Annotated in this window: 13 protein-coding genes; 8 read left to right on the forward strand and 5 right to left on the reverse strand. The window is 70.9% G+C overall.

The annotated features are described in order from the left end of the window. Positions 1-59 precede the first annotated feature (59 nt). Positions 60-344, forward strand: a complete 285-nt coding sequence (locus ACIQMX_RS21800; RefSeq protein WP_136328318.1) for a YggT family protein — start codon at positions 60-62, stop codon at positions 342-344. 49 nt (positions 345-393) lie between these two features. Beyond that, entirely contained in the window at positions 394-1,527 is a 1,134-nt protein-coding gene (locus tag ACIQMX_RS21805) for a DivIVA domain-containing protein (protein ID WP_402480338.1), read from the forward strand. 319 nt (positions 1,528-1,846) lie between these two features. On the opposite strand, the gene ileS is transcribed toward ACIQMX_RS21805, so the two are convergent. After that, entirely contained in the window at positions 1,847-4,996 is a 3,150-nt protein-coding gene (gene ileS / locus ACIQMX_RS21810) for an isoleucine--tRNA ligase (protein ID WP_402480341.1), read from the reverse strand. Between the two features lie 576 nt (positions 4,997-5,572). Between ileS and ACIQMX_RS21815 the strand changes: the two genes are divergently transcribed. The 5 genes from ACIQMX_RS21815 to ACIQMX_RS21835 all read left to right on the forward strand — a co-directional run bounded on the left by ACIQMX_RS21815 (position 5,573) and on the right by ACIQMX_RS21835 (position 10,434). Further along, entirely contained in the window at positions 5,573-6,406 is an 834-nt protein-coding gene (locus ACIQMX_RS21815) for a TraR/DksA family transcriptional regulator (RefSeq protein ID WP_402480343.1), read from the forward strand. A gap of 222 nt (positions 6,407-6,628) precedes the next feature. Continuing rightward, positions 6,629-7,291 (forward strand): signal peptidase II, encoded by a 663-nt coding sequence (gene lspA / locus ACIQMX_RS21820; RefSeq protein WP_363070444.1) that lies wholly within the window; start codon positions 6,629-6,631, stop codon positions 7,289-7,291. 23 nt (positions 7,292-7,314) lie between these two features. Then, the gene (locus tag ACIQMX_RS21825) at positions 7,315-8,256 is read left to right on the forward strand and encodes an RluA family pseudouridine synthase (protein ID WP_363070446.1); all 942 of its coding nucleotides are present in this window, start codon (positions 7,315-7,317) and stop codon (positions 8,254-8,256) included. Continuing rightward, positions 8,253-8,723 carry a GNAT family N-acetyltransferase gene (locus ACIQMX_RS21830; RefSeq protein ID WP_363070448.1) on the forward strand — a complete coding sequence of 157 codons (471 nt, stop codon included), beginning with the start codon at positions 8,253-8,255 and terminating at the stop codon, positions 8,721-8,723. The genes ACIQMX_RS21825 and ACIQMX_RS21830 overlap by 4 nt, the downstream gene beginning before the upstream one ends. A 124-nt stretch (positions 8,724-8,847) precedes the next feature. Further along, entirely contained in the window at positions 8,848-10,434 is a 1,587-nt protein-coding gene (locus ACIQMX_RS21835) for a Na+/H+ antiporter (RefSeq protein WP_402480348.1), read from the forward strand. Positions 10,435-10,449: 15 nt separating this feature from the next. Here the strand turns inward: ACIQMX_RS21835 and ACIQMX_RS21840 are convergent, their stop codons facing one another. Continuing rightward, entirely contained in the window at positions 10,450-11,574 is a 1,125-nt protein-coding gene (locus ACIQMX_RS21840) for a mechanosensitive ion channel domain-containing protein (RefSeq protein ID WP_363070592.1), read from the reverse strand. A gap of 79 nt (positions 11,575-11,653) precedes the next feature. Between ACIQMX_RS21840 and ACIQMX_RS21845 the strand changes: the two genes are divergently transcribed. Further along, a complete protein-coding gene (locus ACIQMX_RS21845) occupies positions 11,654-12,232 on the forward strand; it encodes a dienelactone hydrolase family protein (protein ID WP_219569922.1) in 579 nt (192 codons plus the stop codon). A 66-nt stretch (positions 12,233-12,298) separates the two neighbouring features. Here ACIQMX_RS21845 and ACIQMX_RS21850 read toward each other — a convergent pair whose 3' ends face one another. The 3 genes from ACIQMX_RS21850 to ACIQMX_RS21860 form a co-directional block, all read right to left on the reverse strand. After that, positions 12,299-13,261: a zinc metalloprotease gene (locus ACIQMX_RS21850; protein ID WP_363070452.1), complete on the reverse strand. Its 963-nt coding sequence runs from the start codon at positions 13,259-13,261 to the stop codon at positions 12,299-12,301. A gap of 394 nt (positions 13,262-13,655) precedes the next feature. Next, positions 13,656-14,471: a DsbA family protein gene (locus ACIQMX_RS21855; protein ID WP_402480350.1), complete on the reverse strand. Its 816-nt coding sequence runs from the start codon at positions 14,469-14,471 to the stop codon at positions 13,656-13,658. Positions 14,472-14,522: 51 nt separating this feature from the next. After that, the gene (locus ACIQMX_RS21860; protein WP_402480352.1) at positions 14,523-15,254 is read right to left on the reverse strand and encodes a hypothetical protein; all 732 of its coding nucleotides are present in this window, start codon (positions 15,252-15,254) and stop codon (positions 14,523-14,525) included. Between the last annotated feature and the right edge of the window lie 8 nt (positions 15,255-15,262).

Here is a 15,262-nt window from a genome sequence, read left to right on the forward strand (position 1 = left end):
GGGAACAACCCGGCCGCAAGGCCGGAGCTACGAGAGCCAGGGGAGAGGGAAGCGCGAGGATGGGCGTCGCACAAAGTGTTGTCTACATCGCGTTGATGTGTTTCCTCATCGTGCTGATTTTCCGGCTGGTCATGGACTACGTCTTCCAGTTCGCACGTTCATGGCAGCCGGGCAAGCCGATGGTGGTCGTCCTTGAGGCGACTTACACGGTCACCGATCCACCGCTGAAGCTCCTGCGGCGGTTCATCCCGCCGCTGCGTCTCGGGGGCGTGGCACTCGACCTGTCCTTCTTCGTTCTGATGATCATCGTTTCCATCCTGATCAGCATCGTGACCAGGCTGTGAGCGATACGGTCCTGCCGACTGCCGACGACTACGTAGAGGTGAAGAAGAGATGCCGCTGACCCCCGAGGACGTGCGGAACAAGCAGTTCACGACGGTCCGTCTCCGAGAAGGCTATGACGAGGACGAGGTTGACGCCTTCCTCGACGAGGTCGAGTCCGAGCTGACCCGCCTGCTCCGTGAGAACGAGGACCTGCGCGCCAAGCTGGCCGCCGCCACGCGTGCCGCCGCGCAGAACCAGCAGCAGCAGGGTATGCGCAAGCCGGAGCCGCAGGACCGTCCCGGTGCTCCTGTGCCCGCCGCCATATCTGGTCCGCCGGTCCAGCAGCAGCCCCCGCAGATGGGTCCGCCCCAGCTGCCCGGTGGAGCGCCTCAGCTGCCGGCCGGTCCCAGCGGCCACGGCCCCCAGGGCCCGCACGGCCCCGGTCCGCAGGGCCCGCACGGCCCCGGCCCGATGCAGGGCGGTCCCATGGGCGGACCGATGGGTGGCCCCATGGGCGGCCACAACCCGCAGCAGCAGATGCAGCAGATGCAGCAGCAGCCGCAGATGCAGCAGCAGGGCCCCGGTGGCGACAGCGCCGCCCGTGTCCTCTCCCTGGCGCAGCAGACCGCTGACCAGGCGATCGCGGAGGCCCGTTCCGAGGCCAACAAGATCGTCGGCGAGGCGCGCAGCCGTGCCGAGGGTCTGGAGCGCGACGCGCGTGCCAAGGCGGACGCGCTGGAGCGGGACGCGCAGGAGAAGCACCGCGTGGCGATGGGCTCGCTGGAGTCGGCCCGCGCGACGCTGGAGCGCAAGGTCGAGGATCTGCGCGGCTTCGAGCGCGAGTACCGGACCCGTCTGAAGTCCTACCTGGAGAGCCAGCTGCGTCAGCTGGAGACCCAGGCCGACGACTCGCTGGCTCCGCCGCGGACGCCGGCTGCCGCTTCGCTGCCGCCGTCGCCCTCGCTGGCCCCGGCCGGTGCCGGCGCCATGGGTCACACCATGGGCGGCAACCACGGCGGTCACGGCAACCAGCAGATGGGCGGCAACCCGTCCATGGGCGGTGGGCCCTCGTACGGTGGCCAGCAGCAGATGTCGCCGGCGATGACCCAGCCGATGGCACCGGTACGGCCGCAGGCGCCGCAGCCGATGCAGCAGGCGCCTTCGCCGATGCGCGGGTTCCTGATCGACGAGGACGACAACTGAGCGGTTCGCGCTCGCTGAGCGCGTAGCCGTCGGCAGGCTGAGGGCCGGGCCCCGGGGATTCCCCGGGGCCCGGCCCTTTGCGTGGGACCGGGCTGCGGGGCCGCCGGGCCGCGGTGCTGCTGGGCTGCGGGACCGCCGTGCTGCCGTGCTGCCGGGCCGCCGTGCTGCGGGGGCCGCTGCGCGGGGCTTGTCCCCTGCCTGCCTGTTCCCGTGACCGGGGCTCAATCGCCGGCGAGGCTGGATTTCCCGCGGAGCCCTCGGATACGGGAAGGGCCCGCCCGAACCATGTGGTCCGGGCGGGCCCTGTACGCGCTGCGGGCTACTGCTCCGTCTTGCGGAGGCGGAACGTGAGGGCCAGGCCCTCGTCCTCGAAGGGCTCGCCGTACGCCGCGTCCGCCTCGCCCTCGGCGTAGTCCAGGGCCAGGACCTCGTCCGCGATGAGCGACGCGTGCTCGGTCAGGGCCTCGGCCGTCGCGGGCGAGGTGGATGTCCAGCGGACGGCGATGCGGTCCGCCACATCCAGGCCGCTGTTCTTGCGCGCCTCCTGGATCAGGCGGATCGCGTCACGGGCCAGGCCCGCGCGCCGCAGCTCCGGGGTGATCTCCAGGTCCAGGGCGACCGTGGCGCCGGAGTCCGACGCGACCGACCAGCCCTCGCGCGGGGTCTCCGTGATGATGACCTCGTCGGGGGCCAGGGTGATCCGCTCCCCGTCGACCTCGACCGACGCCGTGCCCTCGCGCAGGGCCAGCGACAGCGCCGCCGCGTCCGCGTTCGCGACGGCCTTCGCCACCGCCTGGACGCCCTTGCCGAACCGCTTGCCCAGGGCCCGGAAGTTCGCCTTCGCCGTCGTGTCGACCAGCGAGCCGCCGACCTCCGAGAGGGAGGCCAGGGAGGAGACGTTCAGCTCCTCCGTGATCTGGCCGTGCAGCTCGGGGGAGAGCGCCTCGAAGCCCGAGGCCGCGACCAGAGCGCGGAGGAGCGGCTGGCGGGTCTTGACGCCCGACTCGGCACGCGTGGCGCGTCCCAGCTCGACCAGGCGGCGCACCAGGGCCATCTGCGTGGAGAGGCTCGGGTCGATCGCCGACAGGTCCGCCTTCGGCCACGTGGAGAGGTGGACCGAGGCGGGGGCGTCCGGGGTGACCGGCGCGACGAGGTCCTGCCAGACCCGCTCCGTGATGAACGGGGTCAGCGGGGCCATCAGCCGGGTGACCGTCTCGACGACGTCGTGCAGGGTGCGCAGTGCCGCCTTGTCGCCCTGCCAGAAGCGGCGGCGGGAGCGCCGTACGTACCAGTTGGACAGGTCGTCGACGAAGGCGGACAGGAGCTTGCCGGCGCGCTGGGTGTCGTAACCCTCCAGCGCCTGGGTGACCTGGTCGACCAGCGCGTTGAGCTCGCTCAGCAGCCAGCGGTCCAGGACCGTGCGGTCGGCCGGGGCCGGGTCGGCGGCCGAAGGCGCCCAGCCCGAGGTGCGGGCGTACAGGGCCTGGAAGGCGACCGTGTTCCAGTACGTGAGGAGCGTCTTGCGGACGACCTCCTGGATCGTGCCGTGGCCGACGCGACGCGCCGCCCACGGGGAGCCGCCCGCCGCCATGAACCAGCGGACCGCGTCGGCGCCGTGCTGGTCCATCAACGGGACCGGCTCAAGGGTGTTGCCCAGGTGCTTGGACATCTTCCGGCCGTCCTCGGCGAGGATGTGGCCCAGGCACACCACGTTCTCGTAGGACGACTTGTCGAAGACCAGGGTGCCGACCGCCATCAGCGTGTAGAACCACCCGCGCGTCTGGTCGATGGCCTCCGAGATGAACTGCGCCGGGTAGCGGCTCTCGAAGATCTCCTTGTTCTTGTGCGGGTAGCCCCACTGCGCGAACGGCATCGAGCCCGAGTCGTACCAGGCGTCGATGACCTCGGGGACGCGGTACGCCTCCAGTTGGCAGCTCTCGTGGGAGCAGGTGAACGTGATCTCGTCGATGAACGGCCGGTGCGGATCGAGGCCGGACAGGTCGGTGCCGGTGAGCTCGGTCAGCTCGGCGCGTGAGCCGACGCAGGTGAGGTGGTCGTCCTCGCAGCGCCAGATCGGCAGCGGTGTGCCCCAGTAGCGGTTGCGGGACAGGGCCCAGTCGACGTTGTTGTTCAGCCAGTCGCCGAAGCGGCCGTTCTTGACCGACTCGGGGAACCAGTTGGTCTTCTCGTTCTCTTCGAGGAGCCGGTCCTTGACCGCGGTGGTGCGGATGTACCAGGACGGCTGCGCGTAGTAGAGCAGCGCGGTGTGGCAGCGCCAGCAGTGCGGGTAGCTGTGCTCGTACGGGACGTGGCGGAAGAGCTTGCCACGGGCGGCCAGGTCCTCGGTGAGCGTCTCGTCGGCCTTCTTGAAGAAGACGCCGCCGACCAGCGGCACGTCCTCCTCGAAGGTGCCGTCGGGACGGACCGGGTTGACCACCGGCAGGCCGTACGCCTTGCAGACCAGGAGGTCGTCGGCGCCGAAGGCGGGGGACTGGTGGACCAGACCCGTACCGTCCTCGGTCGTCACGTACTCGGCGTTGACGACGTAGTGGGCGGGCGCCGGGAAGTCGACCAGGGCGAACGGGCGCTCGTAGGTCCAGCGCTCCATCTCGCGGCCGGTGAAGGACCGGCCGGTGAGCTCCCAGCCCTCGCCGAGCGCCTTCTCGACGAGCGGGCGGGCGACGACGAGCTTCTCCTCGCCGTTCGTCGCGACGACGTACTCGACGTCGGGGTGCGCGGCGACGGCCGTGTTGGAGACCAGGGTCCAGGGGGTCGTCGTCCAGACCAGGAGGGCCGCCTCGCCGGCCAGCGGGCCGGAGGTCAGCGGGAAGCGGACGAAGACCGAGGGGTCGACGACCGTCTCGTAGCCCTGGGCCAGCTCGTGGTCGGAGAGGCCGGTACCGCAGCGCGGGCACCAGGGGGCGACGCGGTGGTCCTGGGTGAGCAGGCCCTTGTTGAAGATCTCCTTCAGGGACCACCACACGGACTCGACGTACTCGGGGTCCATCGTGCGGTACGCGTCGTCGAGGTCGACCCAGTAGCCCATCCGGGTCGTGAGCTCGGTGAACGCGTCGGTGTGCCGGGTCACGGACTCACGGCACTTGGCGTTGAACTCGGCGATGCCGTACGCCTCGATGTCCTTCTTGCCGTTGAAGCCCAGCTCCTTCTCGACCGCGAGCTCGACCGGCAGCCCGTGGCAGTCCCAGCCGGCCTTGCGGCCGACGTGGTAGCCCTGCATGGTGCGGAAGCGCGGGAACACGTCCTTGAAGACGCGGGCCTCGATGTGGTGGGCGCCCGGCATGCCGTTGGCGGTCGGCGGGCCCTCGTAGAAGACCCACTCGGGGCGTCCCTCGGACTGTTCGAGGCTCTGGCTGAAGACCTTGTTCTCGCGCCAGAAGTCGAGCACGGCGTGCTCCAGCGCGGGCAGGTCGACCTGGGCGGGTACCTGGCGGTACTGCGGCGATGTCATGTGCGGGCTTCCTCCGGCGGACGTTTTCCACTTCCGTCGGAGGGACGAGAACCGATGCCGGATCCCGCGGTACCACCCTCCTTGGCCCCGGACGTGCCGCCCGTGGCCCCCTCATTGGGGTGCGAGGCCGGTTCTACTGGCCCTGGGCCCGTGGGCGGAGCCCACTGTCCCGAGCTTTCTTCCGGCGGCTCCGGGGTGATCTTCACGGCGCGCTCGCCCCCGGGCTTCCACCGTCCCCGGGTCGCTCTGGGCTGCGTACGACGCTACTCGTCCCATCCATGCCTCTCGCTGAGGCCAGTGTACGGGCCCCCGGGCGTCGCGGCCGACCGGATTTCCGGAGCCCTCCGCGTGACCCGAATGGCCAGACGGGGCGCATCGGGTCGCGGTGGTGCCCGGCGGGCGGGCGGAAGGCGGATTACCGGGCGGGGAGCTGGGCACAACGGTTTCAGGCGAGCGGTGATCCGGATACGGGGAGGGGCGATGCGGCGGCGTGCCCCGTTGCCGCGGGGCTGGGGTCGACTTATCGTCCCAGCACGACTCGCGTGCAAGATCACAAGGCGTGAAGGGGCCGCGGCCATGGTGGCGAAGAAGACTGCCGCAGACAAGACGGCGTCGGCGAGATCCACGGGCGCGGCTGCCGGGGAGACGACGGGAGAGACCGGCCGGGAGAGCGAGAGCGCGCCGCCCGGGCCGGACCACACGGCCGCGCAGACCGCCGCGGCCGCCACGACCACGAAGAAGGCCGCGAAGAAGGCTGTCAAGAAGGCGACGGCGAAGAAGGCCGCAGCCAAGAAGACCGCAGCGAAGAAGACCGCGGCGAAGAAGAGCGCGGCCGCGAAGACCACGGCCGAGAAGGCTTCGAAGAAGGCCGCCGACGCGGCCACGGGGGCGGCCGAGGCCGCCGAGCAGACGGGAGCCCACACGGTGGTAGCCAAGAAGAGCGCGGCCAGGACCCGGCCGGCCGGGTCGAGCACCGCACCCGTGCCCCCGGCACGTGCCGCGGCGACGGCCCCGGGAGAACTGGCCGTACGGCCGGGAGAGGACCCCTGGACGCCGGAGGAGGTCACGGCCGCGCGCACCGAGCTGACGGGCGAGATCACCCGGCTGCGCAACGAGCTGGAGGCGTCGGGCCTGGCGCTGGCCGGGCTGATGCGGGACTCGGGCGACGGGGCGGGGGACGACGAGGCGGACACCGGCACCAAGAACATCACCCGCGAGCACGAGATGTCGCTGGCCGCCAACGCCCAGGAGATGCTGGAACAGACCGAGCGGGCACTGGCCCGGCTCGACGCGGGCACGTACGGACTCTGTGAGATCTGCGGCAACCCGATCGGCAAGGCACGCATGCAGGCCTTCCCCCGGGCCACCCTCTGCGTCGAGGACAAACAGAAGCAGGAGCGACGCGGCTGATCGCCACCCGCGTGTCGTACCCTCGTCCTCAGCCGGGAACCAGTGCCGAGGCGGACAGCGTTTGTCCCGTCGCGACGCCCGGCACGCACTCTCGCCGCACCGGCCGACAGCCCGAGTACGTCCCGTACGAGGACTTCCGGCACGAACGCCGAGAGCACGCACCGGACGCCGCTCCTTTGCGGGCAATCGTTGCCCGCCGCGGCACTAGGTTGAGGGACTCACGTGGCAGAGGCGGAGCGCATCATCGGTACGCCGGACATCCCTGAGGCTGAGGGACACGAAGGAGCCGAGCCGGAGCAGGCGGGCGGGAACGTGTCCCCGGAGGCCGCCGAGCCGGCCGGACAGGACGCCGTGGACACCGAGGACGGGGGAGCGGCGGTCGACCGGTCGCCGGCCACACGCAGGCGCCGGATCATCCTGCTCTTCTCCGTCGCCGTCCTCGCCTACCTGCTCGACCTGGGCAGCAAGATGCTCGTGGTGGCGAAGCTGGAGCACCAGGAGCCGATCGAGATCTTCGGCGACTGGCTCAGGTTCGACGCGATCCGGAACGCGGGCGCCGCGTTCGGCCTCGGCGAGGCCTTCACGATCATCTTCACCATCATCGCGGCGACCGTCATCCTGGTGATCGCCCGCATCGCGCGCAAGCTCTACAGCCTGCCGTGGGCGATCGCGCTCGGACTGCTGCTCGGCGGCGCCCTCGGCAACCTCACCGACCGCATCTTCCGCTCGCCCGGCGTCTTCGAGGGCGCGGTGGTGGACTTCATCGCCCCCGCCCACTTCGCCGTCTTCAACCTGGCGGACTCCGCGATCGTCTGCGGAGGCATCCTGATCGTGCTGCTTTCCTTCAAGGGCCTGGACCCCGACGGCACCGTGCACAAGGACTAGGCCATGCAAGGCATACTCGACAGGTGAGTACGCAACCCGAGATCCGAACCCTGCCCGTACCCGATGGCCTGGAAGGCGAGCGTGTCGACGCCGCCATCTCCCGGATGTTCGGCTTCTCCCGCACCAAGGCCGCAGAGCTGGCCGCCGCCGGGAAGGTGCAGGTGGACGGTTCGGTGGTCGGGAAGTCCGAACGGGTGCGGGGCGGCGCCTGGCTGGAAGTGGAGATGCCGCAGGCTCCCGCTCCGGTACAGATCGTGGCCGAGCCCGTCGAGGGCATGGAGATCGTCCACGACGACGACGACATCGTCGTGATCATGAAGCCGGTCGGCGTCGCCGCGCACCCGAGCCCCGGCTGGACCGGCACCACGGTCATCGGCGGTCTCGCCGCGGCCGGCTACCGGATCTCGACCTCGGGCGCCGCCGAGCGCCAGGGCATCGTGCACCGGCTCGACGTCGGCACCTCCGGCCTGATGGTCGTCGCCAAGTCCGAGCGCGCCTACACCCTGCTGAAGGCCCAGTTCCGCGACCGGGTCGTCGAGAAGAAGTACCACGCGCTGGTCCAGGGCCACCCGGACCCGATGAGCGGCACCATCGACGCCCCCATCGGGCGCCACCCCACCCACGACTACAAGTGGGCCGTCGTCGCCGAGGGCAAGCCCTCCGTCACGCACTACGACCTGATCGAGGCGTACCGCGCCGCCAGCCTCCTGGACATCAAGCTGGAGACGGGCCGCACCCACCAGATCCGGGTCCACATGTCCGCCCACCGCCACCCCTGCGTCGGCGACCTGACCTACGGCGCCGACCCGACCATGGCCAAGCGCCTCGGCCTGACCCGGCAGTGGCTGCACGCGGTCCGGCTCGGCTTCGAGCACCCCTCGGACGGCAGCTGGGTGGAGTTCTCCAGCACCTACCCCGACGACCTCAAGCAGGCCCTCGACAGGATCGCGGCAGAGAGCGAATGACCTCCTACACCACCCGCACCGTCACCGGTGAGCAGGACCGTGCCGCCTGCTTCCGGATCCGCCGGGACGTCTTCGTCGGCGAGCAGAACGTGCCCGAGGAGATCGAGTACGACGCCTACGACGCGGACGCGGTGCACGTCGTCGCCGTCGCCGCGGACGGCACGGCGCTCGGCACCGGCCGGCTGCTCCACGGCCCGGCCGTGGCGGCGAAGACCGGCGGCGATCCGGACGTCGGCTCGCTCGGCCGGCTCGCCGTGACCAAGCAGGCGCGCGGCCTCGGCGTCGGCGCGGCGCTGGTACGGGCCATCGAGGACGCCGCCCGCGAACTCGGCCTGTCCGCCGTCGACCTGCACGCCCAGACACATGCGCTCGGCTTCTACGAGCGGCTCGGATACGAGGCCTACGGCCCCGAATTCCCGGACGCGGGCATCCCGCACCGGGCGATGCGCCGCACCGTGGGCGCCTAGGGTCTCCCGCCCGGACCGGGGCGGCTCAGGGGGTGTTGTCCGGATTGCGGAGTCTGCGTGGCAGGCTTGCACCCGAGACCGGCCGGTGGACGCGGCCGGTTCGGCGCGCTCCGGAAGGCACCTCGTGGATCAATTGACCCTGCTGCTCCTGCTGTTGCTCGGAGCCGTGGTCACCGTGCCACTGGGCGACCGGCTCCGGCTTCCGGCCCCGGTGCTGATGACCCTCATGGGCGTCGTGATGGCCTTCCTCAGCTTCGTACCGAACGTGGACATCCCGCCGGAGATCATTCTTCCCGCGTTGCTGCCGCCGCTGCTCTACGCCTCCGTACAGCGCACCTCCTGGCGGCAGTTCGCCGCCAACAAACGGCCGATCTTCCTGCTGGCCGTCGCCCTGGTCTTCCTCACGACGGCGGCCGTCGCCGCCGTCGCCAACGCGGTCATCCCCGGACTGCCCCTCGCCGCGGCCGTCGCGCTCGGTGCGCTCGTCGCCCCGCCCGACCCGGTCGCGGCCACCGCTGTCGCCGGATCGGTCGGACTGCCCCGCAGGCTCATCTCGATCCTGGAGGGCGAGGGGCTGTTCAACGACGTGACCGCGATCGTGCTCTACCACGTGGCGATCGCCGCGGCGGTCAGCGGTACCTTCTCGCTGCCGGAGGCGTTCGGACTGCTGGTCCTGTCCGCCGTGGTCGCCGTGGCGGTGGGCGTCGCCCTCGGCTGGCTCACCATCAAACTCATGGGCCTGCTCGGCGATGCCACCCTCCAGGTCGGGCTCACGCTGCTGGTGCCGTTCGTCAGCTACGTGCTCGCCGAGGAGCTGATGGGCTCCGGCGTGCTCGCGGTCCTGACCACCGCGCTCTTCCTCGCCGAGCACACCGCCGACGCCGACGACGTCCTCGGCCGCCTCACCGGCCGTACCTTCTGGGAGATCGTCGACACGCTCGTCACCGGTGTCGCCTTCGGGCTGATCGGCCTCGAACTGCACAACGTCTTCGGCACCGCCGACGGGCGCCGGCTGGAGATGACCGGCTGGGCGCTGGCGGTCGTCGCCGTCGTCGTCGGCGTACGGCTGCTCTATCTGCTCCCCGCGACCTGGCTGGCCAAGCGGCTGCACACCCGCCGCGACGTCAGCGAGGACATCCCCACCGGCTGGCGGGAGACCGTGATCATGTGGTGGGCCGGGATGCGCGGCGTGGCCTCGGTCGCCCTGGCGCTGGCCATCCCGCTGAAGACGGACGACGGGAAGCCGTTCCCGGGCCGCGACGAGATCGTCTTCATCGCCTTCGCCGTGATCATGGCCACCCTCGTCTTCCAGGGCCTCACGCTTCCCTGGCTGGTACGCAGGCTGGGGGTGCGGGCGGACACGGCCGCCGAGGCCGCGCTGGAGCGGGACCTCGCGATCCGTGCCGCCAAGGCGGCCAAGCAGCGGCTCAAGGAGATCGAGGAGGTCGAGGAGTTCCCCGAGGACCTTTCCGAACGCCTCCAGCGGCTGGCCTACGACGTCGGTGCGCGGATCAGCCCCGACATGGTCGACGACGAGCGGCGCGAGGCGTACGCCCAGCGCGCCGAGCGGTTCAAGGCGGTCGGCCGGATTCAGCGCGAGATGATGTCGGCCGCCCGCCACGCGGTGCTCTCCGCGCGCAGCGAGGCCGGCGCGGATCCCGAGGTGGTCGACCGGGTGCTGCGGCAGCTGGACGTACGCAGCCTGCGCTGACCGGCCGGCGGGAGGTCAGCCGCGTCCGGTGCGCGGCGCCCTGCCCCAGCCCGCCGGCTTCTCGTCCGTCTCCCCGTCGGCGGACGGCCACGCGTCGCCCCGCGGCAGCGTCGCGGGGGCCGTGGAGATCCTCGGCAGCGCGTACGGATGGTGGTCGCGCAGCCAGCCGATCAGCTGCTCCCGGACCACACAGCGCACCGTCCAGATGTCGTCCGCGTCCTTCGCCGTGACCACCGCGCGCACCAGGATCGTGGAGGGCGTGGTGTCGGTGACCGCCAGCGACCAGTCCCGGCCGTCCCACGCGGCGCACTCGCCCAGGATGTCCCGCAGCTGATCGCGCATGGCGGCGACCGGCGCCGCGTGGTCGAGATGGAAGAAGACCGAGCCGGTCATCTGGATCCCGCCGCGCGACCAGTTCTCGAAGGGCTTGCTGGTGAAGTACGAGACCGGCATCGTGATCCGCCGCTCGTCCCAGGTCCGGACCGCGAGGAAGGTCAGCGTGATCTCCTCGATCGTGCCCCACTCGCCGTCCACCACCACCGTGTCGCCGATCCGCACCATGTCGCCGAAGGCGATCTGCAGGCCCGCGAAGAGGTTGCCGAGCGTGGACTGGGCGGCGACGCCCGCGACGATGCCGAGGACGCCGGCCGAGGCCAGCATCGACGTGCCGACGGTCTGCATGGCGGGGAACGTCAGGAGCATCGCCGCTACGGCGACGGTCGTCACGATCGCGATGACCACCCGCTGGATCAGCGTCACCTGTGTCCGTACCCGGCGCACCCGCGCCGGGTCGCGGGTGTTCGCCGCATAGCGCGCGTACACCGAGTCCACGACTGCCACGGCGATCCGTACCACCAGCCAGGCCGACGCCCCGATCAGCACCAGCGTCAGCACCTGGCCGATGCCGGTCCGGTGGTCCCGGACCACGTCGAGCCGGGTGTGGGGGTACGTGGCACGCAGCAGCGCCGTGCCCAGCGTCAGCTGGAAGGGGAACCGGCATCGCCGCAGCAGACCCCACAGCGGTGTCTCGTGGTGGCGGCCGTCGGCACGCCTGAGCAGCAGGTCGAGCAGCCAGCCCGCCACCAGCGTGATCACGGCGGTACCGCCGAGGACGATCACCGGGCGCAGTACGTTCTCCATGCTGTCGCTCTCCATGCTCTCCATGCTCTCGACTCAGCCCGGACCTTCCTGATGAGCCCGGACGCCCCTGAATGGCACCATGGGCCTCATGAACATCATGCTTTTCCACTCGACGTACGGTCTGCGCCCCGCGGTGCACGCGGCCGCCGACCGGTTGCGCGCCGCCGGGCATGAGGTGCACGTGCCCGATCTCTTCGGAGGACACACCTTCGAATCCGTCGAGGAGGGGCTCGCCTTCAAGGAGGAGACGGGCAAGGAGGAGCTGCTGAAGCGGGCCGTGCTCGCCGCCGCGCCCTACTCGGACCGCGGGCTGGTCTACGTGGGCTTCTCGCTCGGCGCCTCCGTCGCCCAGACGCTGGCGCTCGGGGACGCGAAGGCGCGCGGGCTGCTGCTGTTCCACGGCACGTCGGACATCGCCGAGAACGCCTCGGTGGACGAACTGCCCGTCCAGCTGCACGTCGCCGACCCGGACCCGTTCGAGACGCACGACTGGCTGAACTCCTGGTACCTGCAGATGCAGCGGACCGGCGCCGATGTCGAGGTCTACCGGTATCCCGGTGCGGGACACCTGTTCACCGACGCCGAGCTGCCGGACTTCGACCAGGCGTCGGCCGAGCTGGCGTGGAAGGTCGCGATCGGCTTCCTCGCCACCCTGTGAGCACCCGAGAGGCCCCCGCACGCGGAACGGCGCGCACGGGGGCCCCTCGGGCGGTACGGGGGCGGATCAGCCGCGGTACGCGGTCCAGCTGTCGCTCATCCGCTGCACCTGGCCCGCGGTGAACTGGTACATGCAGGAGTCGTACGTGTAGTCCATGAAGTTGTGGATCGGGTCGACGCCGGTCTTGTTGGTGCAGGTGTCGCGCCCGGTCGGGCACTCGAACGCGGCGCTCTTCTCCGCGGGGGTGTCGGAGACGTAGTCGCCGTTGCCGCTGCAGCCGCCCTGGAACGTGTGGTAGAGCCCCATCCAGTGGCCGACCTCGTGCGTCGCGGTGTCGCCCTGGTTGTAGTTGGTGGCGGAGCCGCCCGGCAGCGAGGAGTTCAGGATCACCACGCCGTCCATGGACGGGCTGGAGCTGTAGGAGCTCGGGAACGTCGCCCAGCCGAGCAGCCCGCCGCCGAGGTTGGCGGTGTAGACGTTGAGCGCGTTCTTGCCGCCCTTGCGCAGCGCCGTCTTCATGGACCTCTCGGCGGACGTGCCGTCGGTGAGGTTGTACCAGGAGGCGTTGTCCGTGTAGTCGGTCCCGGCCAGGGAGAACTGGAAGCCGGTGGGCGCGTTGCCGGTGCCCTGGCCGCTGTACGCGGCGTTCAGCACGCTCATCTGGCTGCTGATCTGGGCCGCGGTGAGCTTGCCCGTGGTGCCGGAGTGGATGACGTGGAAGTAGACCGGGACGGTCGCGCCGGCGGCGAGCGCGGAGCCGGTGACCCGGCGCTCGGCGACTCTCTCCTTCAGCTGCTTGTCGATGGCCGCGGCCTGGGAGGCGGTGAGCTCGTTGGGGTCGGCGGCGTGCTGCGGGCCCGACGGGCGGGACTGGCGGGCGGTGGCGGTGGCCGGAGTGCCGGCGCAGGCCTCGGCCGACGTGGCCGCGGTGGTCCTGCCGGAGGCGGCGGTGGCGCCGGAGGAGACGGTGAGGGGTGCCAGGGCCAGGGTTCCGGCCAGGACGGCGGTGCCGATCGCACGGTGGCGCATACGCGGGGATATACGGGCAAGAGTGCGCACAGGGTCTCCTAGCGGATGTGTGGGGGAGGGATTTCCTCACCCGCCGCCCGGGAGATTACGTGGGCATGTCATATGTGCGGGAGAATCGATCCGGCCCAATCAATCAGGGTGCGAATCGGTACAACGGGAAGAAAAACTTCCGCCCGTTCCGGAGTTTGGGAGACGGGCGTCATCTACCGGGTCGTCGCGGTGGCCGGTGTGTCCGCATTGGATCCGCCTGGAACTCCGTCCGACACGGCGCTGTCATCCGCCGTCAACACGGCCGGCGGTGGCCGGATCCGGGCGGTCGGTGTGCTCCGCATACGCGTACGGGCAGGTGAACCCCGCGGGGTTCACCTGCCCGTACGCCCGGGTGCGCGGCGGATCAGCCCTTCAGCGCGGCGGTGATCGCGGTGTTGAAGTCCGCCACCGTCATCGGTGCGTTCTTGTTGTCCGAGCCGGTCAGCGCCTTGCCGTCCATCTTCAGCGTGGGCGTGCCCTGGACACCGCTCTTGTCGAAGGCGGCGGACATCTTCATCGCCCAGGCGTCGTACGTGCCGTCCTTGACGTTCTTCTGGAAGGCGTCGTTGCCCTTCAGCGCGTCGACCGTGTCGGCGACCTTGATCAGGTACGAGTCGTCCTTGAACTTGTCGTCCGACTCCTCCGGGTGGTACTTCGCCGAGTAGAGGGCGTACTTGTAGTCGAGGAACGCCTCGGGGCTCACGTTCAGCGCGGCGCCCAGGGCGCTCAGCGCGTTCTTCGAGCCCTCGCCGTTGTCGCTGTTGTCGATGAACGTGGCGCCGACGTACTTGACCTTGTACTTGCCGGCGTCGACGTCCTTGTGGACGGTCTCACCGACCGTCTGCTCGAACGTGGCGCAGATCGGGCAGCGGGAGTCCTCGTAGAGCTCCAGGGTCTTCTTGGCGGTCGACTTGCCGACCACCACGGTCGTGCCGTTCTCGCCCGAGGTGTTCTTCGGCGCGGTGACGCTCTTGGCGTCACCGGCCTCGTCCCAGTGGCCGGGCTTGTTCAGCTGCATGACGCCGTAGGCGCCGCCGCCGATGATCGCGAGGGCGGCGACGACGGAGACGCCGACCACGACCTGGCGGCGGGTCCTGTCCTTCTTGGCCTGGCGCTCGCGCTCCTCGCGCAGCCGCTCGCGGGCGGCGGACTTGTTGGCCTGGCTGTTGCGCTTGCTCATGGTCGGTTCTCCGTGGGGTGCGTGGTCGTACGTCGTCAGGGACTTGCGTGCTCAGGCGGTGGCGCAGGCCGAGCGCGGCGGTCCCCTCCGTCCCACGGAGTGCACCAGAAGACGGGCGTGGGCGAGCAGATGCGGGCCGGGCCCGGCGGCAGGGAGCCCGGCGCGTGCGGAGCGGCGGACCGACCCCGCCACGGCCACCGCGATCAGCAGCGGCCGGAACGCCAGCAGCGCGAACGCGCCCAGCAGCCCGGCGAGCGCGAGCTCACCGCGGTGCAGCCAGGCGGCGGCGAGCAGCCCGACGCTCACGTGCGCGGCCAGCAGCAGCCACGGCACCATCGGTCCGGGCGAGGCCAGCAGCGCGGCAGCGCCGTGACCGCCCGCCGTCACGGATGCCAGCGGGGTGCCGACCTCGCCGACGCCGGCGAGCCCGGTCGCGCCGGTCCCGACATCGCCCCCACCGCACAGCACGTCGACGCCGACCGACCGCAGCGGCCCCGCGATGGGGCCGCCCGCCGCGCCGTAGCAGAGGTGCTGACCGGTGGTGAAGACGGTGTCGGCGGCCAGCTCCAGCGGCACCAGCAGTCCGGCGATGGCTCCGAAACCACGCTCCCGGCCGGCCAGCGCGTAGGCCGTCACGAAGACGGCGCCGGCCAGCACGGCGACGAGGGTCAGCGGCAGCGGAACCCGGGAGAGCAGCACATGGGAGGCAGCGGAGAGCGTCACGACGAGCGCTGTGAAAAGCGCCGCGCGTACGACTCTGAGCTGCGTCCCGGAGATATCCATCGTCAGGG

It is taken from the genome of Streptomyces sp. NPDC091416, from assembly GCF_044756845.1.
Classification (GTDB): Bacteria; Actinomycetota; Actinomycetes; order Streptomycetales; family Streptomycetaceae; genus Streptomyces.